This window comes from Enterobacter sp. DNB-S2, assembly GCF_019443845.1.
GTDB lineage: Bacteria > Pseudomonadota > Gammaproteobacteria > Enterobacterales > Enterobacteriaceae > Enterobacter > Enterobacter asburiae_B.
Genome location: NZ_CP050520.1, coordinates 2,661,359 through 2,687,436 on the forward strand (window position 1 = coordinate 2,661,359; position 26,078 = coordinate 2,687,436).

Annotated in this window: 24 protein-coding genes; 8 read left to right on the plus strand and 16 right to left on the minus strand. The window is 58.8% G+C overall.

Annotation, left to right across the window (positions count from 1 at the left end):
• Window positions 1-20: 20 nt before the first annotated feature.
• The 6 genes from HB664_RS12690 to HB664_RS12715 form a co-directional block, all read right to left on the minus strand.
• Entirely contained in the window at window positions 21-203 is a 183-nt protein-coding gene (locus tag HB664_RS12690) for a hypothetical protein (RefSeq protein WP_014883604.1), read from the minus strand.
• A gap of 145 nt (window positions 204-348) precedes the next feature.
• Window positions 349-1,101, minus strand: coding sequence for a fumarate/nitrate reduction transcriptional regulator Fnr (gene fnr, locus HB664_RS12695; protein ID WP_006174991.1), 753 nt, complete (start codon window positions 1,099-1,101; stop codon window positions 349-351).
• A gap of 183 nt (window positions 1,102-1,284) precedes the next feature.
• A complete protein-coding gene (gene ogt, locus HB664_RS12700) occupies window positions 1,285-1,800 on the minus strand; it encodes a methylated-DNA--[protein]-cysteine S-methyltransferase (RefSeq protein ID WP_039262722.1) in 516 nt (171 codons plus the stop codon).
• A 10-nt stretch (window positions 1,801-1,810) separates the two neighbouring features.
• Complete coding sequence (gene abgT, locus HB664_RS12705; protein ID WP_094935361.1) at window positions 1,811-3,337, minus strand: p-aminobenzoyl-glutamate transporter; 1,527 nt, start codon at window positions 3,335-3,337, stop codon at window positions 1,811-1,813.
• A 41-nt stretch (window positions 3,338-3,378) separates the two neighbouring features.
• The gene (locus tag HB664_RS12710) at window positions 3,379-4,824 is read right to left on the minus strand and encodes a M20 family metallopeptidase (protein ID WP_214538336.1); all 1,446 of its coding nucleotides are present in this window, start codon (window positions 4,822-4,824) and stop codon (window positions 3,379-3,381) included.
• Entirely contained in the window at window positions 4,824-6,134 is a 1,311-nt protein-coding gene (locus HB664_RS12715; RefSeq protein ID WP_219939546.1) for a M20 family metallo-hydrolase, read from the minus strand. Before HB664_RS12715 ends, HB664_RS12710 begins: the two co-directional genes overlap by 1 nt.
• Before the next feature lie 175 nt (window positions 6,135-6,309).
• Here HB664_RS12715 and HB664_RS12720 point away from each other — a divergent pair, with 175 nt between their 5' ends.
• Both HB664_RS12720 and smrA read left to right on the plus strand, forming a co-directional pair.
• On the plus strand, window positions 6,310-7,221 hold the full coding sequence (locus tag HB664_RS12720; RefSeq protein ID WP_219939547.1) for a LysR family transcriptional regulator: 912 nt from the start codon (window positions 6,310-6,312) through the stop codon (window positions 7,219-7,221).
• A 354-nt stretch (window positions 7,222-7,575) separates the two neighbouring features.
• On the plus strand, window positions 7,576-8,139 hold the full coding sequence (smrA, locus tag HB664_RS12725; protein ID WP_047061681.1) for a DNA endonuclease SmrA: 564 nt from the start codon (window positions 7,576-7,578) through the stop codon (window positions 8,137-8,139).
• 27 nt (window positions 8,140-8,166) lie between these two features.
• Here smrA and HB664_RS12730 read toward each other — a convergent pair whose 3' ends face one another.
• A complete protein-coding gene (locus HB664_RS12730; RefSeq protein WP_064672375.1) occupies window positions 8,167-9,828 on the minus strand; it encodes a methyl-accepting chemotaxis protein in 1,662 nt (553 codons plus the stop codon).
• Between the two features lie 144 nt (window positions 9,829-9,972).
• Here HB664_RS12730 and HB664_RS12735 point away from each other — a divergent pair, with 144 nt between their 5' ends.
• On the plus strand, window positions 9,973-10,839 hold the full coding sequence (locus HB664_RS12735; RefSeq protein WP_048976938.1) for an aldo/keto reductase family oxidoreductase: 867 nt from the start codon (window positions 9,973-9,975) through the stop codon (window positions 10,837-10,839).
• A 45-nt stretch (window positions 10,840-10,884) separates the two neighbouring features.
• Here HB664_RS12735 and HB664_RS12740 read toward each other — a convergent pair whose 3' ends face one another.
• Window positions 10,885-11,085 carry a hypothetical protein gene (locus HB664_RS12740; protein ID WP_023311485.1) on the minus strand — a complete coding sequence of 67 codons (201 nt, stop codon included), beginning with the start codon at window positions 11,083-11,085 and terminating at the stop codon, window positions 10,885-10,887.
• Between the two features lie 287 nt (window positions 11,086-11,372).
• Here HB664_RS12740 and umuD point away from each other — a divergent pair, with 287 nt between their 5' ends.
• Both umuD and umuC read left to right on the plus strand, forming a co-directional pair.
• Entirely contained in the window at window positions 11,373-11,807 is a 435-nt protein-coding gene (umuD, locus tag HB664_RS12745) for a translesion error-prone DNA polymerase V autoproteolytic subunit (RefSeq protein ID WP_023335488.1), read from the plus strand.
• Entirely contained in the window at window positions 11,791-13,053 is a 1,263-nt protein-coding gene (gene umuC / locus HB664_RS12750) for a translesion error-prone DNA polymerase V subunit UmuC (RefSeq protein WP_214578850.1), read from the plus strand. The genes umuD and umuC overlap by 17 nt, the downstream gene beginning before the upstream one ends.
• Before the next feature lie 12 nt (window positions 13,054-13,065).
• Here the strand turns inward: umuC and HB664_RS12755 are convergent, their stop codons facing one another.
• Both HB664_RS12755 and HB664_RS12760 read right to left on the minus strand, forming a co-directional pair.
• Window positions 13,066-13,335, minus strand: a complete 270-nt coding sequence (locus HB664_RS12755) for a hypothetical protein (RefSeq protein WP_058840731.1) — start codon at window positions 13,333-13,335, stop codon at window positions 13,066-13,068.
• An 83-nt stretch (window positions 13,336-13,418) separates the two neighbouring features.
• Complete coding sequence (locus tag HB664_RS12760; protein ID WP_219939548.1) at window positions 13,419-14,306, minus strand: LysR family transcriptional regulator; 888 nt, start codon at window positions 14,304-14,306, stop codon at window positions 13,419-13,421.
• Between the two features lie 97 nt (window positions 14,307-14,403).
• Here HB664_RS12760 and HB664_RS12765 point away from each other — a divergent pair, with 97 nt between their 5' ends.
• The gene (locus HB664_RS12765) at window positions 14,404-15,459 is read left to right on the plus strand and encodes an SDR family oxidoreductase (protein ID WP_219939549.1); all 1,056 of its coding nucleotides are present in this window, start codon (window positions 14,404-14,406) and stop codon (window positions 15,457-15,459) included.
• Between the two features lie 39 nt (window positions 15,460-15,498).
• Here the strand turns inward: HB664_RS12765 and HB664_RS12770 are convergent, their stop codons facing one another.
• Complete coding sequence (locus tag HB664_RS12770) at window positions 15,499-16,479, minus strand: nitronate monooxygenase family protein (RefSeq protein ID WP_094935355.1); 981 nt, start codon at window positions 16,477-16,479, stop codon at window positions 15,499-15,501.
• Between the two features lie 135 nt (window positions 16,480-16,614).
• On the opposite strand from HB664_RS12770, the gene HB664_RS12775 reads away from it, so the two are divergent.
• A complete protein-coding gene (locus HB664_RS12775; RefSeq protein ID WP_214575647.1) occupies window positions 16,615-17,499 on the plus strand; it encodes a LysR family transcriptional regulator in 885 nt (294 codons plus the stop codon).
• On the opposite strand, the gene HB664_RS12780 is transcribed toward HB664_RS12775, so the two are convergent.
• Entirely contained in the window at window positions 17,471-18,925 is a 1,455-nt protein-coding gene (locus HB664_RS12780; RefSeq protein ID WP_219939550.1) for a PLP-dependent aminotransferase family protein, read from the minus strand. The genes HB664_RS12775 and HB664_RS12780 overlap by 29 nt on opposite strands.
• A gap of 96 nt (window positions 18,926-19,021) precedes the next feature.
• Here HB664_RS12780 and HB664_RS12785 point away from each other — a divergent pair, with 96 nt between their 5' ends.
• On the plus strand, window positions 19,022-19,789 hold the full coding sequence (locus tag HB664_RS12785) for an arylamine N-acetyltransferase (RefSeq protein ID WP_219939551.1): 768 nt from the start codon (window positions 19,022-19,024) through the stop codon (window positions 19,787-19,789).
• A gap of 22 nt (window positions 19,790-19,811) precedes the next feature.
• On the opposite strand, the gene HB664_RS12790 is transcribed toward HB664_RS12785, so the two are convergent.
• The 4 genes from HB664_RS12790 to HB664_RS12805 all read right to left on the minus strand — a co-directional run bounded on the left by HB664_RS12790 (window position 19,812) and on the right by HB664_RS12805 (window position 26,001).
• A complete protein-coding gene (locus HB664_RS12790) occupies window positions 19,812-22,889 on the minus strand; it encodes an efflux RND transporter permease subunit (protein ID WP_219939552.1) in 3,078 nt (1,025 codons plus the stop codon).
• Window positions 22,886-24,034, minus strand: coding sequence for an efflux RND transporter periplasmic adaptor subunit (locus HB664_RS12795; RefSeq protein WP_219939553.1), 1,149 nt, complete (start codon window positions 24,032-24,034; stop codon window positions 22,886-22,888). The genes HB664_RS12790 and HB664_RS12795 overlap by 4 nt, the downstream gene beginning before the upstream one ends.
• 78 nt (window positions 24,035-24,112) lie before the next feature.
• Entirely contained in the window at window positions 24,113-25,309 is a 1,197-nt protein-coding gene (locus HB664_RS12800; protein WP_219939554.1) for a cell wall metabolism sensor histidine kinase WalK, read from the minus strand.
• Complete coding sequence (locus tag HB664_RS12805; protein ID WP_219939555.1) at window positions 25,306-26,001, minus strand: response regulator; 696 nt, start codon at window positions 25,999-26,001, stop codon at window positions 25,306-25,308. Before HB664_RS12805 ends, HB664_RS12800 begins: the two co-directional genes overlap by 4 nt.
• Window positions 26,002-26,078 lie beyond the last annotated feature (77 nt).

Below are 26,078 nucleotides of genomic sequence, written 5' to 3' on the forward strand. Positions count from 1 at the left end.
CAATAATTCATGAAAATTTATCAGAGGAAAAGTACCGTCGTCGTCACCGCGATAAACGCAATAAACAGCAGCACCATCACCGCTATCGCAAAGGTCGTGGAATCCTGGACGTAGGTTTTTTCTTCCCCCTTCATCGGGCCGACAAGCATGATCCAGATGAAGATAAAGGTCACAGAGGCAATCACGACTGAAACGAAAAACAAACTTTCTCTCAATTCATAACCTCAACGAGAACCTTTCGGGCGCTGTGTGGGGACGTGCTACGGTGAAAATTTCTTGAAACGGAAGTGATTACACCAGACCAATAAATCACAAGAATTTATGGTCTGGTCATCAACATGCGGAGAGTTACGCCACGTTGCGGGCGTGCCCGGCAAGAACGGCAAGCGCTTCACCGTTTTCGATAGTGATGTATTTACCTTTAACGGCCAGCATCCCGCTTTTCTGGAAACGGCCCAGCAGACGGCTGATGGTTTCCACGGTCAGACCCAGGTAGTTGCCGATATCGCCACGCGTCATCGTCAGACGGAATTCACGCGGCGAGAAGCCACGCTCGGCGAAGCGGCGGGAGAGGTTGTAGATAAACGCGGCCAGGCGCTCTTCTGCGTTCTTTTTAGAAAGCAGCAGAATCATGTCCTGATCGCCTTTGATCTCACCGCTCATCAGACGCATCATCTGCTGACGCAGGTTAGGCATCTTACCGGACAGATCGTCCAGGGTTTCAAACGGGATTTCGCAAACCATTGAGGTTTCGAGTGCCTGAGCAAAGCTCGGGTGATGGCCCGTGCCGATGGCATCAAAGCCCACCAGGTCACCCGCCAGATGGAAGCCGGTGATCTGCTCATCACCCTGTTCGGTGATGGTGTAGCTTTTGATGGTGCCAGAACGGATAGCATAGAGCGATTTCAGTTCGTCTCCCGCTTTAAACAGCGTCTGCCCTTTCTGAATAGGCTTTTTGCGCTCGATGATATTATCAAGCTGATCGAGTTCATGCTCATTCAGGGTAAACGGGATACAGAGCTGGCTGATGCTGCAATCCTGGCAATGGATAGCACAACCGCCAGACTGAATGCGTCGTATAATTCGCTTTTCCGGGATCATAGGTTTGCTCAAGCCTTAATTGATATTGGTCAATTTTAACATCTTTTTGGTAAGTACGTAAGCCTGACAAACCCTCAATAAGGACAAGAGACGGCAACGTGTCGCCATCTTCTTGAAATTCCACAGCTTGATTATGGATTTTTAGCCTAACCGGTAGAAAATTAAGCACAAAAAGCCTGGGAGCTAGAGCAGGAGATACCCTTCGTGACGCAGTAACCACTCTTTGCGCTGCACGCCGCCGGCATAGCCTGTCATGGTACCGTTGCGGCCAATGACGCGATGGCAGGGCACCACGATGCTGACCGGGTTAGAGCCGTTGGCGGCACCCACCGCGCGTGCGGCCCCCGCGCGGCCTAGCTGTTCCGCGAGCTGGCCGTAATGCATCACCTGCCCGCACGGAATCGACCGCAGCGCCTGCCACACCTCGCGCTGAAAAGGCGTGCCTGCCGTGGCGGTCGGCAGAGTATCAATGATGCTGAGATCGCCTTCGAAATAGGCCGCAAGCTTGTCGCTCAGCCCGCCCGGGTTGGTGGCGCGGATACGTTCATACCCCTGCGAGCGGTAGTGAACATTGAGCAGTTCTTCCATCCGGTCGCTGTGCTCTTCCCATTCGACGGCGCGCAGGCAGAACTGCTCGTCCGCGATCACCCACAGCGGCCCGAGCGGCGTCGCAATCTTATCTTCGAGTAATCTCAGCATCCTCATTCCTTTAGTTCAGCCTCGGGTAAATCCCCGGCCCAATCGGCAGGCCGACAAGATACCATGCCACCAGCATCACCAGCCATACCCCTAAAAAGATAAGCGGGTAGGGTAAAACCAGCGAATAGTAGGTACCCAGTTTGGCCTCGGGTTTATAGCGCTGCAGGAAGCCTAAAAACAGCGGAACAAACGGCGAAACCGGCGCCAGCGGAATCACCGAGGAGTCCGCGATGCGGAACAGGATCTGGGCAAACGCAGGATGAAAACCCAGCATCATAAACATCGGTACGAAGATCGGGGCCAGAATCGACCAGATGGCGGAGCCGCTGGCGATAAACATGCACAGCAGGGATGACAGCAGCGCCAGGCCGACAAACGCCGGTACGCCGCTTAGCCCGGCCGCCTCCAGCGCGTCGGTCAGGCCCACGGCCATAAACTTGCCCATATTGCTCCAGTTAAACATCGCCACAAACTGCGCCAGCGGGAACACCATCACGATAAAGCCCGCCATCTCCTTCATCGGCTCGATCATCAGCTGCGGCAGATCGCCCTGACGGCGGATCTTACCGGTCGCGATACCGTAGGCGAGCGAAACGACAAAGAAGAAGAGGATAATCAGCGGCACGATGCCCTGAATAAACGGCGACGGCAGGATGGTATGTTTAACCGGATCGCGCAATATACCGTTTTCCGGCACCACCATCAGCGCCACCAGCGCGATAAAGGCCAGCGAGACAACGCCCGCCACGCGCAGGCCGAAGCGCTGCTCTTTGCTCAGGGTTTCCAGCTTTTCATCGCTACGGCCTTCCCATTTACCCAGCCGCGGCTCGATGATTTTATCGGTAATCAGCCCGCCGACAATCGTCAGGACAATCACTGAGCTCGCCATAAAGTACCAGTTGTCGATCACGCTGACGTGCATGGCCGTATCAATGGTCTTCGCCGCCTCCGTGCTGATGCCAGAGAGCAGCACGTCGGTGGTGACGATCAGCAGGTTAGCGGTAAATCCGCAGCCCACGCCCGCAATCGCCGACAGCAGGCCTGCCACGGGATGACGCCCGACGGCGAGGAAAATCAGCGCCCCCATCGGCGGCATGATCACCAGCGCGGCGTCGGAGGAGATATGGCTGAAGAAGGCGATAAACAGCACCATATAGCTCGCGTAACGCGCGCTGACGTGAGAAGCCATCTTCACCATTAATGCGGGCAGCAAGCCCACGCGTTCAGCCAGCCCGGCGCCCAAAACCAGCGCCAGAATGGCGCCCAGCGGGGCGAAGCCGCTGAAGTTTTTGATGACGTTGGGTAAAAACCAGTGCAGCCCGTCAACGCTGAGCAGGTTTTTCACCGCCACCAGGCTGCCGTCAGCCGGGCTGCGCACGCTCACGTCAAAGGCGGAGAGCACGGCGGTGGCGACCATTAAAATCACAATCAGATAGATAAACAGCAGGAAAGGGTGCGGCACTTTATTGCCGATCCTTTCAACCCAGCCATAGAGCTTACCGGATGGGGAATGCGAAGGTATGGATGACATACTCATGGGCGTTCCTCGGGAGTGTTGTGTTGTTGTGTTGTGTTTTTTTATTTTAAAGGTGACGGTGTCACGCCCTGTGGGATCGGACACACGTACGGTTTTTCTTGTATTTGTTGTTCGAACTCTTCACGGCATTTTTTCAGCAGCGCCGCGTCCTGCAGCAGATTGAGCGCGGTTGCGCCCATCACTTTTCCGGCCAGCAGCATGCCTTTGTGGGCAATGGAGGTACGGCCCTGCGCCACCAGCTGCCAGGTGTGCAGCGGCGTGCCGACGGTAAAGCAAGGGCTGAAGCACTGGGCGACCGGCATTTTCCAGCTGACGTCGCCCACGTCGGTTGAACCCGCCAGCACGTTGTCGGTGATGGCATAGGGCGCGACTTCATCCACCAGCAGCGTCTCCTGATGGCGCCGGGCAAAGGCTTTACCCGCGTCACCGCCCGTCGCGGCAATATTTTTCAGGCTGTTTTGCAGATCGTTGGGCGTCAGGGTGGCGCGGATCTCGCGGGCGAAGGCGCGTTCCTCCTCCGTCCAGAGCGGCGTGCCGTAGTGCTGCAACGCGCGATACATCGCCGCTTCAAGCGTGCGGTTCGGCAGGTAGCTGGAGCAGGCTTTATCAAAGCGGCACTCGACGGTGGTTTCGGTCATCATCGCCGCGCCCTGGGCGATTTTTTCGATGCGTTCGTAGATCTGCTGCGCATCGGCCATCTCCGGGGCGCGGATCAGGTACAGCACCTCCGCCTGCGCCTGCACCACGTTGGGCGAAATCCCGCCGGTGTCGGTGATGGCGTAATGGACGCGCGCTTTCTCAATGATGTGTTCGTTGAGGAAGTTTGTGCCGGTGGTCATCAGCGTCACGGCGTCAAGCGCGCTGCGTCCCAGATGGGGGGAGTTGGCCGCGTGTGCCGCCACGCCGTGAAAACGCCAGGCGGCCTGAATATTCGCCAGCGTGCTGACGTTAAACATCCCGGCGAAGGCTTCCGGGTGCCAGGTGACGGCGGCATCGACGTCATCAAACAGGCCTTCGCGCACCATAAAGGTTTTCCCGGAGCCACCTTCCTCGCCGGGACAGCCATAAAAACGCACCGTTCCGCTGCCGCCGTGCTGCTCCAGCCAGCTTTTCACCGCCACCGCGCCCGCAAGCGCCGCGGTGCCTAAGAGGTTATGCCCGCAGCCGTGGCCGTTGGCTCCCGGCGTGTCGGATTGCGCCGTCGCGCAGTGCGCCTGCTGGCTTAGCCCGGCCAGCGCGTCGTATTCGCCCAGCAGGGCGATGACCGGTTTCCCGCTGCCGAAGCTGGCGATAAAGGCATTTGGAATACCGCCGGCCTCGCGCGTCAGCGTGAAGCCCTCGGCCTCAAGCTCGCTGGCGAGCCGCTCGGCGGACCAGAACTCTTCAAAGCGGGTTTCAGGACGATCCCAAATCGCATCGGCAATATCGGTTAACGTCCGACATCGCGTGTCGATCGCATCGGCAATAAAAGCGTAGTACTCCTGCATTACACACCTCGCGTCCACGGGAAATTGAGCGCAGTTCGCGCCAGCGTTTCAATGGCAATCGCCATGACCTGCTCATCGAAGTCGAATTTTTCGTTGTGATGTCCGGCGCTCAAATCCGTGCCGAACACCATATAGGACGCCATGCCGCCGTTCTCCTGCACGCGGGCCATCATCAGCGTGGCGTCTTCGGAACCCGCTGGCGCTTTCACCTTGTCGATGGCGTGAATAACCCCGGAAACCTGGCTCGCCTGTTCGCGCAGGTAATCCACCCACGCCGGTGTCGGCGCGCTGGACGTCGCGGCACCCATCAGGCGCATTTCGGCGCGCACGCCGTAGAGCGCCGCTGCGCCGGTAATGACCGCCTGCGCGCGTTCAAAGACGTACTGATTAATCGCTTCGGTTTCGCCGCGGGTTTCAACCTTTATCAGGGCATTGGCGGGCACCACGTTGCGTCCGCTGCCCGCCTGCATCACCCCGACGTTCACCCGGGAGGCGCCGTCGCTGTGCGGGGCGATGCTGTGCAGGGCGAGGGCGGCCTGCGCGGCGGCGAGCAGGGCGTTACGTCCGTCCTCCGGCTTACCGCCCGCGTGTGCGGCAACGCCGGTAAAGTTCACGTCGAACTTGGTGGTGGCCATAAAGTTATCGCTGCCGCAAATCACCGTTCCGGCAGGGACGCCGGTACCAATATGAATAGCCGTGAAATAGTCCACGTCGTCCAGCGCGCCGGCGGCAACCATGGCGCGCGCGCCGCGGGTGCCTTCTTCGGCTGGCTGGAAGATCAGCTTGATGGTGCCGTTGAGCTGCGCGCCATTCTGCTTAAGCACCTGCGCCAGCCCCAGACCAATAGCGGTGTGGCCGTCGTGCGCGCAGGCGTGCATCATGCCCGCGTTGCAGGAGGCAAACCCGTCGCGGAACGGGCGATGGCCTTCATCCAGCGCTTCGCTTAAATCAAGGGCATCCATGTCGACGCGAAACGCCAGGGTCGGTCCAGGGCGGCCGGTATTGAGGGTCGCCACAATGCCGGTAAACCCGCCTTCAAACGGCGCCAGCCATTTCTCAGGCGCGCCCTGCGCCCGCGCGCGGGCAAACTCCTGCGCCAGGGTAGCGGCATCGGGCAGCCCCATCCGGCTTTCGGCATCGACGACGTCGCGGCCCATCGCCAGTTCGTAGCCCAGCGAGTCGAGGATTTCCGCGACTTTCGCGGCCGTTCGAAACTCTACCCAGCCGGATTCCGCAAAATGGTGAAAATCGCGACGCCATGCGCTCATCTGCGGGGATAGTGTCTGGATGTACTGCGCCAGTGTGTCCATATCTGTTCCTGTCATCATTAAAATATGTGAACTGCTTCACGCTGTGATAGTTTTTACTTATCACTAACCGATTTTTCACAGTTTTAACCGTTCAGGAATTACCCTCGCACATCCCTTTCCATTAAAGTAGATGACAGTTTCTTTACTCTGATAAACAACGGTTATCGGTCGGGCTATGACATTCCAGATTAAATTTCATCAAATCCGGGCGTTTGTTGAGGTAGCGCGTCAGGGCAGCATTCGCGGTGCCAGCAGGACGCTGAATCTTTCCCAGCCGGCGCTGACCAAATCCATCAAAGAGCTGGAGGAGGGCATGGCGGCGCAGCTTTTCGTGCGCAGGAGTAAAGGCGTCGCGTTGACCGAATGCGGTGAGGGTTTTTACCAGCGCGCCAGGTTGATTCTGGAAGAGCTGCGCGCGGCGCAGGATGACATCCGTCAACGGCAGGGGGAGCTGGCCGGGCAGATCAACATCGGGATGGGGGCCAGCGTTTCACGCACGCTGATGCCCGCCGTTATCACCCGCTTTCATGCGCAGCATCCGCAGGTCAAGGTGCGGATTATGGAAGGGCAGCTGGTGTCGATGATCAATGAATTACGCCAGGGCGAACTGGACTTCACCATCAACACCTATTATCAGGGGCCTTACGACCAGGAATTTACGTTTGAAAAGCTCTTCGAAAAACCGTTTGCGGTATTTTGTCGGGAAGGTCACCCGGCAATGGGGGCAACGTCAATTAATGAACTTCTGCATTATAACTGGACAATGCCGACGCCGCGGGGAAGTTATTATAAGCAATTAGAGGAGGTATTTAGCGATCGTTCGCAAATACCGCGAATTGGTGTGGTTTGCGAAACATTTTCTTCCTGTATTAGCCTGGTCGCGCAAAGTGATTTTTTAAGCATATTACCGCAGGAGCTAGGCTGTGACCCGCTGCTGGCGCACCGTCTGGTCATGCTGCCGGTTGTCGAGTCGCTCCCTAAAGCGGCCTATTATTTAATTCAGCGCCGTGATTCACGTCAGACGCCCCTTGCTGAGTCATTAATTACGCAGTTCAGAAGGGAAGCGAGAAAAATAATCGTCGCGTGAAATACAGATAAAAAAAACAGGATCTGCCCGACATCAGACAGACCCTATAGTACACACAGCAGTGCGTCCTTTCGCCAATCCTGGGTATTATTTCCATGAGGCAGGTATATTTAGGTATAACACCTTTTCTGAAAAATGAAAGGCGGGCGAGTGATTGATTTCACGAAATTTTAACATAAATCACGTATTTTACCTTTGCTGAAATTTTAGTTAAGTCTGATTTAAATCTATTTAATAATTACTATATATATTCATCAGGTTAATATTATTGCCGCGCATTGCCCCGTAACGGTGATTGAGGCCGGTCCCTGGCGCAGGTATAGTACAGTCCTCAGATGCAGCCGGAGGATGTCCATGAACCCTGACGACAAATCATTTTTTCTTGACGCCATGGAAGATGTCCAGCCCCTGAAGCGCTGCGCGGATATTCACTGGCAGCCCAGCCGCAATACGCGGACGCGCGAGGAGGTGGATAGCGAACAGCTGGATAACTTCCTGACGCTGGATTTTCTTGACATGCTTCCCCTGGAAGAACCGCTGGCGTTCCAGCGCGAAGGGGTACAGCAGGGCGTTATCGATAAGCTGCGCTCGGGGAAATATGCCCGCCAGGCCAGCTTAAACCTCCTGCGTCAGCCCGCCGAACGCTGCCGTCAGATGCTCTATTCTTTTATTCGCCAGGCCGGACGCGACGGGTTACGCAATCTGATCATCATTCACGGGAAAGGGCGCGAGCAGAACTCGCATCCCAACGTGGTGCGCAGCTATCTGGCGCGCTGGTTAACGGAGTTCGAGGAAGTGCAGGCCTTCTGCGTGGCGTTGCCGCATCACGGCGGCAGCGGGGCATGTTATGTTTCACTGCGAAAATCAGATGAGGCAAAACGGGATAACTGGGAGCGGCACGCCAAGCGCAGCCGCTAGCGGGCGATCTCCTCGCCCGCCTGAGACTCAGAACGTTTCCCAGTTGCTGTCGGTGGCGGCGGTTGTCGTTGCCGGACGCAGCAGCTGTGGCGTTTTCAGACTGGCCGGGCGCGGGGCGACCGCTTTTTCTTTGCCGTTCAGACGAAACGCGGCTACCGCCTGGCGCAGCTGCTCGGACTGATCTTCCAGTGCCGCAGCCGCCGTGGCGGACTCCTGCACCAGCGCGGCGTTTTGCTGCGTCACGCTGTCCATCTGCGAAACGGCCAGACTCACCTGCTCAATACCGCGGCTCTGCTCGTCAGAGGCTGATGAAATCTCACCCATGATATCGGTCACGCGGGTGACGGCGGCGACAATTTCCTTCATGGTGGTGCCAGCCTCGCTAACCTGCTCAGAACCGGTATTCACCCGGCTGACGGAGTTCTCGATAAGCCCTTTGATCTCTTTCGCCGCCTGCGCGCTGCGGCTCGCCAGCGTACGGACTTCACCTGCAACAACCGCAAAACCACGGCCCTGTTCCCCGGCGCGTGCCGCTTCCACCGCGGCGTTAAGCGCCAGAATGTTGGTCTGGAACGCGATGCTGTCGATCACGCCGGTAATATGCGCAATTTGCTGCGAACTGTCGGCGATTTCGTTCATGGTGCGAACCACGTTATCCACGACGTGACCGCCGCGCGCGGCCGTTTCAGAAGCGTTTTTCGCCAGCAGCGTGGCCTGACGGGCGTTATCGGAGTTCTGCTTAACCGTCGCGGTCAGCTCTTCCATGCTGGCGGCGGTCTCTTCGAGCGAGGCGGCCTGCTGCTCGGTGCGGGCGGAAAGATCGTTGCTTCCCGCGGCAATTTCGCCTGCGCCGGTGTAGATGGAATCCGTACTTCCCCGTACGGCGCTGACGGTGGTCACCAGCGACTGCTGCATCTCATGCAGGCCCGCGGCCAGCTGGCCCATCTCGTTGCGACCGGAGATAGCGATCTCTTGCGTCAGGTCCCCCCCTGCAATGGCGCGAATATGGTTCATAATGGAGTGGAGGGGTTTTAACAGCAGGTGCTGTAAACCCTGCCAGATGACCACCAGAACCGCGATAACGGCCAGCAGAATCGCCGCCAGCGTCCACTGCATCTGCGTGAAGCTGCTCTGGTTCTCTTCGGTTGCGGCCTTCAGCAGGGTGTTGTTTTCGGCGCGCCAGCGGTTATAGACCGCTTCCATCTCGTCCTGCGCCTGCTGGGCATCCAGATCGCCATAGGCCTGGTAGTTGTCGGCACGCAGATACTCAATCGATAAGCGCATCACTTCGTGCATCTGGTTCCAGGACTTCTGCATCTCGTCGGTTAATGCCGCCTCCTGGCCGTTAACCTGCGGCAGCTTCTGCCACTCTTTGTTATAGGCTTCGGCTTTTGCCAGCGAGTCGGCTGCGGTGCCAAGCAGTTTATTGATCGCCGCAAGGGAAGCCGGATCGCGCTGGTTTTTCAGGTAGCGGATCGCCACCCGGGTGACGGTGACGCGCGTTTTCACCAGCGTGTTCACGCTGTCGCTCAGGCTTTCCTGCTGGGCATTGAGCACGCCGGAATTCTGGAAGTTATGGCGATCGTTGCTGACGGCAGAGTAGAACAACCCTCCCGTGACAACTTGCAACAGACAGAATATGGTGAGGGCAAAGATAATACCGGTAATCACGTGCAAATTTTTCAGCATAGCGGTCGTCCGTTAGAAAGGATGCAGAGGTACACCAATACTATCGTCGTATAGAATTTAAACTTTAATTTAACTCGCGCTTAACTAAGGGCTCCGGTGAGGAACCTGTTGTAAATCCGGATCATTTTTATGAGGAAGGTTAACATGAGCAGCATTGATAAAAGCGGGACGTACGCGCTCGGGACGCGGACGGTAAAACGACTGGGCTACGGTGCGATGCAGCTCGCCGGGCCGGGCGTCTTTGGTCCACCGAAGGATAAGCAGGCCGCGCTGGACGTGCTGCGCGAAGCGGTGGCGGCGGGGGTGAACCACATTGATACCAGTGATTTTTATGGTCCTCATGTCACTAACCAGCTGATCCGCGAGGCGCTTCACCCTTATCGGGACGATCTGACGCTCGTCACCAAGATTGGCGCCCGTCGCAACGACAAAGGTGCCTGGCTGCCGGCCTTTTCCGCGCAGGAACTGACTCAGGCGGTGCATGACAACCTGCGTAATCTGCAGCTGGACGTGCTGGACGTGGTGAATCTCAGGATCATGTTTAGCGCGCACGGGCCGGCGGAAGGGTCAATTGCTGAACCGCTCTCCACCCTGGCCGAATTACAGCAGCAGGGGCTGGTGCGTCATATTGGGCTGAGCAACGTCACGGCCACCCAGGTTGCGGAAGCCCAGAAAATGGTCCCGGTGGTGTGCGTGCAGAACATGTACAACATTGTTAACCGGGGTGACGACGCGCTGGTGGATCTGCTGGCGCAGCAGGGGATCGCGTATGTGCCGTTCTTCCCATTGGGAGGCTTTACGCCACTGCAATCTTCCGGGCTGAAGGCCGTCGCGGATTCACTGGGCGCCACGCCAATGCAGGTTGCGCTGGCATGGCTGCTGCAGCGTTCCCCGAATATTCTGCTGATCCCGGGCACCTCTTCCGTAGCGCATCTGCGGCAAAACCTCGCGGCGGGGGAGCTGCGTTTGCCGCCTGAAGCACTGGAAACGCTGAATTCGCTGAGGGATTAAAAGTGACGCGCGCAAAGCCTGGAGGGTGCTTCCGGCTTTGCGCGCTTAGGCTCCTGTCTGACTTTTCTGCCTGTGAAGCGCTAACGCTTCCGCCACAATCTCCTGCTTGCTCTTACGCGTCTCAAAGGCGGTGGTTCTGATGTACTCCATCAGATCGGGATCGATGCGGGCGCTCAACATCCTGAGATCGGCCTCCTTTGCCAGACCGCGTGCAACACGCTTGTCTGGATAGTCACGGGCTGGCATGGAAAATATTCTCCAGTAAGTCTTGTTAATTCGTGCCGTAAAATATGCTTTTATCTGACTTTAAAGTCAACATGTAGTTATTGCATAGTGATGTTATTTTTTATAAGTCATAAATTAGATGACTTTTATATGACTTATGCTGTCAGGCCTGTTAACGGCGGGCAATGTTGCTAAATTAAAACCGCTCAAACTTCAACGCGTTTGGGTTCGCCTTTGGAAATGACCTTGATCCTTGTCCATAATCCGTAATACTGTGTTTATATACAGTATCTGGCGAGAAAGACATTATGGACACTCTCTTTTCTTATCACCCAAAACAAATCATTGAATTACCTTTGTTTTTAGAACGCGTGGCCTGTGGTTTTCCCAGCCCGGCGCAGGATTATGTGGAGGATCGTCTCGATCTTAACCGGCTGGCAGTCAGACACCCCAGTGCGACCTATTTTATCAAGGTGAGTGGAGACTCCATGATTGGGGCGGGGATCGGCGACGGCGATCTGCTGGTGGTCGATCGTTCGTTAAATGCCGAACACGGGGATATCGTCGTGGCGTCGGTCGCCGGTGAGTTTACGGTGAAAGAGCTACAGACCCGTCCGGTTCTGAGACTTCTGCCGCATAATGCCCGCTATCAGCCGATTACCTTTCAGTCCGAAGAGGAGCTGCAGATCTTCGGCGTCGTCACCCACACCCTCAAAACGCATAAACATGTTCGCGCTGGTTGATGTGAATAGCTTTTACGCCTCCTGCGAGCGGGTCTTCCGCCCCGATCTGCAGGGGAAACCCATCGTGGTGGTGTCCAATAACGACGGCTGCATTATTTCGCTGTCGCGGGAGGCAAAGCAGTTCGGCATAAAAATGGGTGAGCCGTATTTTAAATTCAAAGAAAAGCTATATCCGTCAAAAGTTTACGTCTTTAGCTCGAACTATGCGCTGTATGCCGATCTCAGCAGTCGGGTCATGCAGACGCTGACCGATCTCGCCCCGGCAATCGAGATTTACTCAATTGATGAGGCGTTCGTGAACGTTTCAGGAGTCAGCCACTGCCTGTCGCTGGAAGCGTTCGGTCACCAGATGCGCACGCAGGTCTTTAAAAATACTGGCTTAACCGTTGGCGTCGGTATTGCTCCGACCAAAACGCTGGCGAAGCTGGCCAACTATGCGGCGAAACGCTGGGCCAGCACGGGCGGCGTGGTCGATCTCTCAGGCCGCGAGCGGCAGCGTAAGCTGCTGGCAAAGGTTCCGGTAGAGGAGGTGTGGGGGGTAGGGCGGCGCATCACGAAAAAACTGAACGCGATGGGGATCACCACGGCGCTGGAGCTGGCGGAAGCGTCGTCCTGGGTCATCCGCAAACATTTCAACGTGGTACTGGAACGGACGGCCCGCGAGCTGCGCGGTGAGCCCTGTCTTGATCTGGAGGAGTTCACCCCCACCAAGCAGCAAATCATCTGTAGCCGTTCGTTTGGACACCGTATTACCCAATATGAAGAGATGCACCAGGCCATTTGCGCCTACGCGGAACGCGCTGCGGAAAAACTGCGCGGCGAGCATCAATACTGTCGTTTTATCAGCGTATTTGTGCGCACCAGCCCGCACGCGGACAACGAAATTTATTACGGCAATCAGGCTTCCGTCACCCTGATGACGCCTACCAATGACTCACGGGATATCATCCGCGCCGCCACGGAGGCGCTGGGGCGTATATGGCTCGACGGCTATCGCTATATGAAAGCCGGGGTCATGCTTGCGGACTTTTTCAGCAGCGGCGTCGCCCAGCTTAATTTGTTTGACGATAATCGCCTGCGCGCCAACAGCGCGGCGCTGATGGAGATGATGGACAGCCTGAATCATTCCGGCAAAGGGAAGATATGGTTTGCCGGGCAGGGTATTGAGAAATCCTGGGCGATGAAGCGTGAGATGCTGTCACCGGCCTATACGACGCGGTACGCCGATTTGCCGGTGGCGAGGTAGAGGATAGTTAAGTTATTTCTTTTGCGTCAACCAGGTTGCCGCAGCCGTCAGCACGCCAATCCACGGCATTTGGCCCGCACCGGCCAGGAAGTTATGGCGATCGATCTCATTATTTTTACGGATATCGGCAAGCCGAGTAAGCGCCTCTTTTTCATCCGCGGCGCCAATCTCCTCAAACTGTTTTTCAAACCCCTGAGCGATGAGCTGAGCGGCCGCATCGGTGTTTGCGCTCTCGATCGCAATGAGGTTCGGGCCTTTTTGGAAAAAACAGTAATCCGGCATAAGTGCTCCAGAAAGAGGAGGATACGGTAAAAACACTCTATTCCTGGTGGTTAAAAAATGCACGTCATTTACGGCGGAAACAATCATTTTTTCTTTATTATTTCAGGCAGTAACTGCTCGATCACGCTGACGACCTTTCTGACGCGCTGCGGAATAAAGCGGGCGTCAGGGTAGACGGCATAGAGGAAGCGATCGGGTAACCGCCAGTGGGGCAGCACCGGTACCAGCGTGCCCGCCTGCAGCGCCCTGGCCACGAGCGGTCGCTGCATGCCGCCGATACCGATGCCGGACTCCAGCGCCTGCAGCAGCGCGTCGCTGGTGTTAGCACGGAAAACGGTATCCACGTTGACCTCGACCGTTTCCTCGTCGGAAATCAGGCGCAGAGGGGCATCCAGCGGAACACCGCTGAACCGTACGTGTGGCAGCGTGGTCAGCTCGCTGACGGCGTGTACCGCCTGAAAACCGGGAGCGGCAAACAGCGCGGCTTCAATACGCGCCAGCACGCGAGCCGCGTGCGCCTGCGGAGGCTCACTGCTCAGCCGTATCGCGACATCCACGCCCTCCGTTACCAGATCGGCAAGGCGGTCATCCAGGGAAAGCATCAGCTGCAGTTCGGGATGCAGGTGCTGCAGCGCCAGCAGATGCGGCAAAATGATCTGCCCCAGGCCGCTCGGCAACTGGACATGGACGCGTCCCTGAACGCGATGGTCGGCAGGATGTAAACGCCTCTCCGCTTCCCCCATGGCGTCCAGCACAAGCTGCATATCACGCCGGTAACGTTCACCCTGTTCGGTCAGCTTCATCGTACGCGTCGTACGGTGCAGCAGCACCACGCCAAGCTCATCCTCAAGTGCCGCGATCTGTTGACTGACGGCGGACTGCTTAATCCCGGTCTGACGGGCGGCCGCCGAAAACGAGCCGGCTTCAGCGACGCGTAGAAAGGTGGAAATGGCGGTGAGCTTATTATTCATTTAATGATTCTGCTTATAAGTGCCATCGGTTTCAGGGGATATCTCCAGAAAAAATAATAGATCACACTGCGTCTGTCACCCTTTCCGGAGAAACACCATGAATAAGATGCAGCAACACAACGTCGCCCTGGTCGCGGGCGCCAGCGGCATTGTCGGCAGACAGCTGGTCAGCACGCTTCTGCACCATCAGTGGGAGGTAATCGGCCTCAGTCGCCGCGAGGTAACCCATCCGGACGGCATTCCCATGGTGAACGTCGATTTACTGGATGCGCAGGACACCGCAAGGGCGCTGCACGCCCTGAACGGTGTTACCCACATCTTTTACAGCGCCTGGGCGAACGCGGCGAACTGGACGGACATGGTTGAGCCGAACGTCACCATGCTGCGCAATCTGGTCAGCACCCTCGAAAAAACGGCACCTTTGCAGACGGTCAGCCTGATGCAGGGGTACAAAGTCTATGGTGCGCATCTGGGGCCGTTTAAAACCCCGGCGCGGGAAAGCGATCCCGGCGTGCCGGGTGCCGAATTTAACGCCGCGCAGCTCGCGTGGCTCAGCCAGTTTCAGCGGGGGAAAGACTGGCACTGGAATGCCATCAGGCCGGGCGTGGTGGGGAGCCCGGTACCGGGCAATGCCATGAACCTTGCGCTGAGCATCGCCCTGTACGCCTCCCTGTGCAGGGCGCAGGGTTTACCGCTGCGCTTCCCCGGTTCGGAACAGGCCTGGCACAGCATCGTCGACCATACCGACGCCGGGCTGCTGGCCGAGGCCACGGTGTGGGCCGCCGCGTCACCTGCGGCACAGAATCAGGCGTTCAACGTGAACAATGGCGATATCTGGCGCTGGAGCGAGCTGTGGCCGCGCATCGCACGCTGGTTTGAACTGGACTCTGCGCCGCCGGTGAGTCTGTCATTTCATCAGCTGTTTAACGACTATCGCGGCGTATGGCGCGAGCTTGCCGAAGAACGGCTGGTGGAAGCGGATATTTTGCAGCTGAGCGACGGGCATTTTGCCGATTTTGTCTTTGGCTGGAATTACGACATGTTTGGTGACGGGAGCAAGCTGCGCAGGGCGGGCTTCACGCAAATGCAGGCGACCGATGAGATGTTTTTCAGCCTGTTCGCGCAGCTGAGAGCCGCGCGGATTATTCCCTGATGAGCCGGGCGTCCTGGGGCAGGCCAGGACGCCGGGTGCTTACTCAACCGTTAACGCATTCACAACCTCGGCCACGCTTTTCACGCTGCGGATGTTCCCAATCCCCGTGCCGAGCGCGATATAGCCTTCATCGGTATTATCTTCCAGCATGCCCAGGCGCAGGCCCCGTAATCCTCCCATCGCCTTGCCCAGCGCGTCGTTGCTTGCGCCAGCTTTATCCATCGCCGCCAGTTTTTCCGCCAGCTTGCCGGGAAGAGCGCGGTAGTAATGGGGCACGGTGCGGAAAAGCAGCAAATCGAGACCGTTGGCGGCAACGATTTTCTCTTTGACCCCCTGCGGCACGCGGCTTTCTTCCGTGCTGATAAAGACCGACCCGGCAAACACGCCTTCCGCACCCAATGCATGGGCCGCTCTGGCGGAGCGATTGTCGGTAATGCCGCCCGCGGCCATCACCGGGATGTGCTTCACGGCATCGGCAATCAGCGGCACGATGGAAAAGGTGCCAAGCACCGTAGCGGGTAACGTCCCGCCCTCATCAAAACCGGTGGCGACGATAATGTCAGCCCCCATTTCTTCTGCGAGGCGGGTGTTCTCAGGCGTTGGGTTGATATCGCGGTAGATAATAGCGATACCCGCCTCTTTTAACTCGCGGAACAGCGCGGGAATAATGCTGCCTTCCCCGTAGCCCGTATACACCACGGCCCTGACGCCTTCGTCTTTCACCACCTGAAGAATAGGCCCTGTCCATACGTCATTAACGGCCGTGGGGATCAGGTTCACGCCAAAGGGTTTCTCGGTCAGCCGTTTGGTTTTACGAATTTCTTCGCGCATTTTTTCGGCGGTTTCTTCCGGCGTGGAGACCGCGGTGTCGGCGGTTAAACCGGCATTGGGCCCCAGCACGCCGAGCCCTCCGGCATTGCTGACCGCAGCAACTAAACGGGCATCCGTGAGCCAGGATAACGGGCCCTGAATAACAGGTTTTTCGATGCTCAGGATCTGACAAATACGGTTATTTTTCATAGCAGACTCTCCCTTACGTTTGAATGGGGAAGAGTGTAGGGCGCAGGATTGTTAGGAAAAATAGCCAAAAAGATTCATCACTGTTATAAAAGTAATAACAATAATATTATTCTGCTCGCGGCAAAAGCATTCCTTATGCAAATAAACCTCTTTGAATCTATTCGAATTTTTATTGAAATTGTCGAGTCAGGCAGTCTTAGCCAGGCGGCGGAGAATCTGCAGATCCATCGTCCGGCAGTCACCAAAGCGTTACAGCTTCTGGAGCAGCACAGCGGCACGCGGCTACTGCAGCGCACAACGCGTCGGATTAGCCTGACCCCGGATGGGGAAGCCTTTTATCGCCGGAGTAAACCCCTGCTGGCGCAGGCGGACGAATTGCTGGAGTCGTTTGGTACGGACCGGGCAATACACGGCCAGCTGCGTGTGGATATGCCGGTCTCTTTTGCCACGCTGCGGGTGATACCTAATCTGCCTGATTTTTATCGTCAGCATCCTGAGATCGACATCATTCTGAGCAGCTCTGACCGCCGTCGGGATATGCTGCGGGATGGCCTGGACTGCGTGCTGCGCGTGGGAGAGCTGGAGGACGGTGACTACATCGCGCGTAAAATCGGGAACATCAAAATCACGACCTGCGCCAGCCCGGCCTGGCTGGCAAAGCACGGTACGCCAGAAACGCCGGATGATTTACGCAAACATCAGGCCATCAACTGGATTAATAACCGCAGCAGACAAATTCATCCGTGGACGTTTACCACGCCAGAAGGCATCGCGGAAATTACCCTGCCCGGTAAGCTTGTCGTGGATAACTCCGAAGCTTACATCGCGGCAGGTCTGGCCGGGCTGGGGTTAATGCAGGGGATGAATCTCTTTCTCCAGCCTTACATTGACCGCGGTCTTCTGGTTGAAGTCCTGCCGGACTATCGTTCGCCGGACCGCAAGCTGTCACTGCTCTACCCACACCGCCACCTCTCCCGCAAGGTGCGGGTCTTTACCGAGTGGCTGGAGAGTCTGGTGTGAAAGCGGCCAGCTCGTGACACAGCGCGCCAATCTGTTCCACGGCGTTCAGCAGGCGGGGCGTGGGTTCGTTTGCGCAGTTCAGCCGCAGAAAGTGCGTTAACTCGGCTGCAGGGGAAAACAGGGGGCCAGGGCTGACGCCAATGCCCAGCGCCAGCGCGCGACGATGCACCTCCAGCGCGTTGACCCGCTGAGGCAGTTCAACCCACAGCAGGAAACCGGCAGCGGGCACGTTAACGCGCGTACCGGGCGGAAAGCTCGCCTTGACCTGCGCCACGACGGCGCGAACGCCCTCTGCGATCCGGCGCTTCAGCCGCCGCAGATGGCGATCGTAGTCGCCGCTCGCCAGAACGTCGCTCGTCGCCGCTTCCAGCAGCGGGGCGCCAGCCCATTCTCCGGCCATGCGGGCCTGTAAGACCTGCGGGGAGTAACGTCCGGCGGCGATCCAGCCGATTCGCCATCCGGGCGCAAGCGTTTTGGACAGGGAACTGCAGTAGATCACATTCCCGCTCTGGTCGAACGCCTTGCAGGCCGGAGGGCGTTGCCCCTCGCCGACCAGATCACCGTAAACATCGTCCTCAATCAAGGGAATACCCGCCTCTTCAAGCAGGGCAACCAGTTCCTGCTTGCGCGCGACGGGCATGCTGGCACCCAGCGGGTTTTGCACCGTGGGCGAGGCCAGAACGGCCGCGGGGTGGTGGCAGCGAATAGCGTCCGCCAGCGGTTCCAGCAGCAGGCCTTCCACAGGGTCGGTGGGGATCGCTAAGGCCTTCAGGCCTAAATCCTCCAGCAGCAGGAGCGTGCCAAAGTAGGCTGGCTGCTCAATCGCCACGACGTCACCCGGCTGGCACACGGCCCGAAGGGCCAGGCGCAGCGCCTGCGTCGCGCCTGCGGTAATAATGAGATCGTCCGCGCCGAACCGGGCTCCCCACTGGGCAGAGCGCGCGGCAATCTTGCTTCGCAAATCCCGCCTTCCCGGAGGCAGGCTGTAGCTCTGTCCATGCGCGTCCAGACGACGGCCCGCAGAGTGCAACGCCCGCTGCAGGGCATCTCCCGGCAGCCACGCGGGATCGGGCAGGGCGGCGCCCAGCGGGATCAGCCGGGCTTCTGCACTGCTGAACAGCGACCGGGCCACGGCGGACAGGGTGACGGGGACCGGGCCCGGCGTGGAGCGCACGGGCTCCGCGCGCGCAGGCTGGCTGGTCTGGCGGATGTAATAGCCTGAACGCGGGCGCGCAACGATCAGCCCTTCAGCCTCAAGGCAGCGAAGGGCCTCCAGCGCCGTCGGAAGGCTAACGCGCTCGCGTTCGGCCAGTTTGCGCGCGGAGATCATCCTGTCACCGGCGCGCAGCGCGCCGGACGTAATGGTAAGACGCAGCATATCCGCAATACGGCGATAGTGAGGAGCGGACTGGGACGGGGCAGACATGGGTAACTGTTCAGGCTAATTTTCGATAAAACTGACTATACAGCCATTGATGCGCGCCATCTATAGTGTCCGGCATGTTCAGGACAAGGAGGCATTATGCACAGCGATAACTTCAACATTTCCACCTATTTCAACCGCATAAACTATACCGGACCGGCGGCTGCCGATACGGCCACCCTGCATGCGCTGATGCGTCATCAGCTCTTTTCCGTTCCCTTTGAAAATCTGGACGTGCAGGCGGGCAAAGTTGTCTCGCTGGCGCCAGACGATATCGCCGATAAGGTGTTAACGCAGGGGCGCGGCGGCTACTGCTATGAGGTAAACGGGCTTTTTGCCATGGCGCTGGAGGCGTTAGGGATCCCTTACCGCTTCGTGGCGGCGCGCCCGATGTTCTACCCCGCGCGGCGGCCGAAAACCCACATGGCGATCGTCGCTGAGGTAGATAGCCGACAGTGGCTTTGCGACCTCGGGTTCGGCAGCTACGGCATTCGTGCGCCGATGGCGCTGGACACGCTTGATGTGGATATCACGCAGGATTTCGACACGTTCCGACTGAGCCGCAGCGCGGAGGGCGAGTATCTGCTTGAGGCGAAGGTTGAGGGAGAGTGGGCCCGGCAGTACGGCTTTGATCTCACCCCTCAGGAATGGATTGACTTCGTTCCGGCCAACTACCTTAACTCCACGCACCCGGATGCCATCTTTGTGCAGAAGCGGGTGGTGGTGCAACACAGCCCGGAGGGACGCCAGATTTTGCTGGGCGATATGCTGAAAACCATCACGGCGAACGGCACTGAAACGCGGAAACTGGCGGAGGATGAAATCCGCCATGTCCTGAAAGACCGTTTTGCGCTGACCGCCGCGTAATCTGCCGGGAAACGGTGGAGCCTCAGCGCAGTCCGTCTTCTGTGGCGTTGCGCTGAGCTCCCCACTGTAACAGCAGGCTAAACGACGCGGGTAATACGGTCAGCGTCACCAGCGTCGCGACCAGCAGCCCGCCGATAATCGCATAGGCCATTGGCCCCCAGAAGACCTGATGAGAGATCGGGATCATGCCCAGAATGGCGGCGCAGGCGGTCAGACAGATGGGTCTGGCCCGGTGCTCCGCGGCCGCCATAATCGCGGCATCGTTTGCCATTCCCTGAGCAAGATTGCTGTCAACCTCGCTAATCAGTATCACCGCGTTGCGCACGATCATTCCCGCCAGAGCGATGACGCCCAGCAGCGCGACAAACCCCATCGGCGTGCCGCCGGGCAGCATAGCCAGCACGATCCCCGGCAAGCCAAACGGGGCCATCAGGAGGGCCAGCAGCATCCGGGAATAACGCCGCAGCTGAAGCATCAGCAGCAACAGCATGATGACCAGCGTTACCGGAAGAACGGTAAAGACGGAGCTGTTCCCCTTGTCCGATTCGGCAACCGCGCCGCCTTCTTCAATGCTGTAACCTGCGGGCAGGCTCGCGCGCAGCTTGTCGACCGCCGGACGCAGCGCCGCGGATACCGCTTCAGCCTTCAGCCCCGGGGCAAGATCCGTTTGCACCGTGATAAAGGGCACGCGCTGCCGACGCCAGACGACCGGACCGTCCACGCCCCAGACCGGCGTCGCGACGGCGCTGAGCGGAATTTTTTTACCGTCATTCCCCTGAATCGTGAGCGAGGAGAGGGTGGCGGTGCTGTGACGTGCATCGTCCGTGGCCCGCAGCACCACGTCGACAAGGCGGTCGTTATCCCTGATGGAGGTAACAACGCTGCCGGACCAGACGGTGTTCAGCGTGCGGGCGAGGCTTTCTGACGATACTCCCGCCGCTCTGGCCGCCGTCTGATTCACCTTAAGGGTGATGACCCTCTCCGGCTCTCCGGCCGTCTGGTTAACGTCGCGTGAGAACGGAGACCGGCCAATCGCGTCCGTGAGACGGTTCGCCAACGCCCGAACCTGCAGATAATCTGGCCCGCTCACCCGGTATTTGATGGGCCAGCCGACGGGCGGCCCCAGCTCGAGGGGCGACACGCGCGTGATGATGTCGCTAAACTGCGTCGCCAGGATCCTGTTGAGCCGAGCATGCAGACGATCCCGCGCCTCAAGATCCTTAGCCACCACGACCATCTGGGCGATATTTTCATTTTCCAGCAGCACGTCCATCGGCAGGTAAAAACGGATGGCGCCCGACCCGACGTACGTCGAATAGCGATCGATGTTGCCGTTGCCTGCCAGCGCCTTTTCCAGCTTTTCCACCTCTCTTAGCGTTTCCGGCTGCGACGCGTTGGCCGGAAGCGTCAGGCTGACCAGCAGCTCAGGCCGGTCCGAAGCGGGGAAAAACTCGCCCTGCATAAACGTTGTGCCGTACGCTGACAGCCCCAGCGCGGCAAGCGCAATCAGCACGGTAGCGAGCCGGTGGCGCAGTGCCAGGCATAAAAGCCGTCCGTACCCGCGCGCGATCCTGCCGGGGCCTGCCGCGTGATGTCTGACTTTTTCCGGCAGCAGCCACGTGCCCGTCAGCGGGGAAAACAGGATCGCGACAGCCCAGGAGCAGAGCAGGGCAATGAGCACCACCGCAAACAGGGAAAAGCAGTATTCACCGGCGCTGGAGGCCGCAAAACCAACGGGAATAAAGCCGGCAATCATCACCAGAGTACCGGTGAGCATCGGGAAGGCCGTCGTTTTGAACGCATGGGTGGCCGCGTGCCGACGGGAATCCCCCGCTTCCAGCCGGGAGACCATCGTTTCGACGGCGATCATGGCGTCATCCACCAGCAGGCCCAGGGCAATGATCAGCGCCCCGAGCGAGATACGCTGAAGGCCAATACCGGCGAGCATCATGCCGGCAAACGTCATGGCGAGCACCAGCGGAATGGCCGTCGCCACCACCAGTCCGGCCCGTAACCCCAGCGAGACAAATGAAACCGCCAGCACGATAACAACGGCTTCGATAAGCACCCGGATAAACCCGCTTACCGCGTCACTGACCACCGCTGATTGGTCGGCAACTTTCACCATCTCGATACCGTGCGGCAGCCCGGCGCTGAGGGCCGCCATTCTGGCATTCAGCGCAGCGCCGAAACGCAGCATGTTGCCCGTTGGCGCCATCGACACCGCCAGCCCGATAGCCGGTTTGCCGTTCACCCGGTAGGCCGGGGCCGGTGGCTCGGCGATTTCCCGGGTAACGGTGGCAATGTCGGTCAGCGGAATATAGCGATTGTTCACGTGCAGCGTGACGGCGCGTAAGCTCTCTTCGGTCGTGAGCGCTCCGCTGACCTTTATCGCCATGTTCTCTTTTTCGGTACGCATCGTTCCTGCCGGGACAACGGCGTTTTGCGCCCGAAGGGCGTCGGCAACCGCCTGAATATCGAGCCCCATCCCGGCCAGGCGCGCCGGAGAAAAGGCGAGAACCCACTGCTCCTGCTGTTCGCCCAGCAGGGTGGTTTTGCCTATATCCGGCAGGGACATCAGCTCTCGACGAATTGTTTCTGCGCGATCCCGCACCTCGCGCAGGGTGAAACCTTCGGGAATAAAGGCGTAAATTGTGCCGAACGTGTCGTCAAATTCGTCGTCCACGGCAGGGCCCTGCACCCCTTCGGGCAGGGACGGCGCGATGTCCCGCATTTTTTTGCGAACCTGATACCAGATATCCGGCACGCTCTGCGGGGGCGTATCGTCACGGAGGTTGACGTGGATAACGGTGCGTCCGGCCCGGGTTTCACTTTCGAGATAGTCCAGCCAGGGTGTTTCCTGCAGCTTTTTTTCAAGCGTATCGGTCAGCAGGCGGGTGGTATCCGCCACGGTTGCTCCCGGCCACTGCGCGGAGACGACGGCCGTTTTAATGGTAAAAGCCGGATCTTCGTTACGCGGCAGCTTCTCATAGCAAAACACGCCCATCGCAATCACCAGCAGCATGAAAAAGCTGACCATCTGCTGGTTCTTCAGCGCCCAGGCGGAGAGGTTAAATTTGGCTTCCGGTCCTGTGTTCATGGCTGAACCTCTCCGACAACCACCGGCTCGCCGGACCGCAATGTGCTCACGCCCGCCGTAATCACCCGGTCGCCCGGCTCAAGGCCGGAGGAAATAATGACGGAGGAGGCCGTATAGCCGACGGGCACCACCGCGCGCAGCTGCGCCCGCGACTGCGGAGTAATCACAAAAACGGCCGGTTTGTCGCCGACGCGGGTCAGCGCCGAGGCGGGAAGGGTGTAGCCGCGCGGGGCTGACGATGGCAACGTGACGGTAACGCTAGCGCCCAGCGCCATGGCCGCCGGCGGGTTTTGCAGGGTGGCCCTGACGCGCCAGGTGCGGGTCTGAGGATCGGCCTGCGGCGTGATATCCCGCAGCACGGCAGACGCCTGCACCGACGGGTCGCTGAGGAGGGAAACCCGCAACTCCGCCTTATCCAGAGGCGGGATCGCATCCGGAGTGGCAATATCAAACGCCACGTCGCGGGCTTCACTCGTTGCCAGCGTCAGCACGGACTGACCGTCGCTGACAACCTGCCCCGCAGAAGCGTTCACGGCGGTGATGACGCCCGCCTGCGGCGCGATCAGGCGCGTCCAGCCGAGGCTTTCGCGGGCATTTCGCCACGCGGCCTCGCTGCTTTTTAAGCGCGCGCGGGCGACAAGCCAGTCCGCACGGGCGCTGTCGAGCTGCGTGCGGGCTATCGCGCCCGTTGGCATGAGCTTTTGCATTCGACTGACGTTAAGCGCGGCGACCTGCGCCGAGGCTTTAGCACCTTCATAGTCGGCCGCCGCGCTGTCGAGCTGGTTTTGCCCGGTCGTGTTGTCAAGCGTGGCCAGCAGCTGTCCGGCAGTGACCCGGTCGCCAATATCAACGCTGCGCGTCAGTATCCGGCCCCCGGTCCGAAAGCTCAGGGTCGTTTCATCGCGGGCATGGATCTCACCGGTTCTTTCCAGCGCGGGAAGGGTTTGGGCGGTGCCAACGACGACGTAGCGTACCGCTCGCGCAGGATCGGGCTTATTTTCGTGTTTATCACCGCAGCCGGTCAGCGGAAAAATCGCCAGCGCAAGCAGGGCCAGGGGAAGAAAATGCAGCCAGGAAAGGGTGCGCGCCACGCCGTACAAATGATGCAGGCAGTGGCGGAGGGAGAGAAAAAATTCGTCTGACATAACGCCGCTCCATAAAGGGAATGGCGTTATTAAATGCGCGCTACGTCGAGAAATATTCGATGTTCTGTCAAGGCTTTATCAAGAGTGAAGATTTTCATTACCGGACGGATGCCAGGGCAATAAAATGCGCACGGCGAGGCCGCCGGTTTCCGGTAATGACGCGCTAATCTCACCCCCATGCGCCTCGCAAATCGCCCGGGCGATGGACAAACCGAGGCCGCTGCCGCCGGAATGCCGCGCGCGGGACTGCTCCTCGCGGCTAAAGCGTTTAAACATTTCCGGTAAAAACTGGGGCGAGACCCCCGGCCCGTCATCGGTGAATTCGAGGATGTAATGCCCGCTGGCGTAGTGCAGCGCCACCTCGAGATGGCCGCCCTCGCGTCCGTAACGTAGCGCATTTTCCATGAGGATGGTAACGACCTGTCCAAGACGGAACGCATCGCCTCTGAAGGGGCTGGTGCGCGGGTTGCGAAGCGTTATCCGGAAATGATGCGCGTCAGCCTGGGGCATGATCCAGGCAGCCCGCTCCTGAATCAGCTCATCCAGACAAAACGGCTGGTCCTCCAGCACGAGGTTACCCGCGTCGGCGAGCGAGAGAAGGTGAAGCTCATCGGTGAGGCGGTTGAGGTGCTGGAGCTGTTTCATCACCATGCCGAGCTGCGCCGGGCTGGCGTCAAACACGCCGTCTAACATGCCCTGCAGACGCCCAATGGCGGCCGTCAGGGGCGAGCGCAGCTCGTGCGCCATCGCAACGTGCGAGGCGCGGAGCTCTTTTTCATAGCGGGCGAGCTGTCCCGTCATGGAGTTAAAGTCGGTCGCAAAGCTGACCATTTCAGCCGGCGCATCCTTGATAAGTTCCGCCTGGCGGCCAAACTCCCCGTCGGCGACATCCTTTGCCGCATCGCGAAGGCGGCTGAACTGCAGCGCCAGCGGCCGGGCGTGTTTGAGCCCCATCACCACGATAAACGGGATCATCACCAGCACCAGCAGGGCCACCGTGGCCCAGTCGGCTGAGGCGATAGACGGCGTGGAATAGCTCAGGCCCCACCAGGTGTCCACAATCGAGTGGAAGCGGGCCGGATTGGCCTGCGGGTTCTGGCTGAGCGTCAGAAACTCCTGGCGGACCGCCGCTGGCATTTTGCCCATTATCCAGTAGTTCTGAACCGCATAGCGCAGCCACATGCAGGTGGCAATGACGATCACGCTGCCGATAGCCAGCGCCAGGATGCGCGCGCAAATCCAGCGCCACAGAGAGGAGTGCTGATTTTTAATCATGGCTGTCTGAACCTGTAACCCACGCCGCGAACGTTGATCAGTACGCCTGAGATCCCCGCCGCTTCGAGTTTTTTACGCAGGTTATAAATATGGGTGTCCACCACGCGCTCCAGCGCCTCGCTTTCCGGCAAACAGTGCTCCAGTAAATACTGGCGGGAGAACGGGTGCGCCGGAGAACGCAGCAGCGTTGCCAGAAGCGAGAATTCCGTTGGCGTAAGATCGAGCATCACGGGCGCGTCGCCGCCGTTATCCACGCTCGCCACAATGGCGGCCACGTCCACCTCGAGCGTTTGCCAGCGAAGGATCGCTTCGTCCGTCTCTTTTTTACTGCTGCGCCGCAGCACCGCCTGCACCCGAGCCACCACTTCCCCCGGATGATAAGGCTTCACAACGTAATCATCCGCACCGTACCGCAGGGCACCAATGCGGTCCGGAGTATCCCCCATGGCCGTGACCATGATCACCGGCACATCGCTTTTACGACGCAGGCCAGCCAGCACCTCGGTGCCGTTAAGCCCCGGCAGCATCACGTCCAGCAGGATGAGGTCGGGCTTCCACCGCTGCGCCAAATCCAGTCCGGAATGACCGTCTCCGGTAATGGTCACGTCGTAATTTTCCCGCCGTAAATAGGCCTCGAGCACGCCGGCCGCATCGGCGTCATCTTCAATAATCAGCACTCTTCTGGACAACATCCGTTCACCTTGACCATTTCTTAACACTATCCCGACGATTCATTGATTCAGCCAAATCATACTGCGCCAACGTTGTG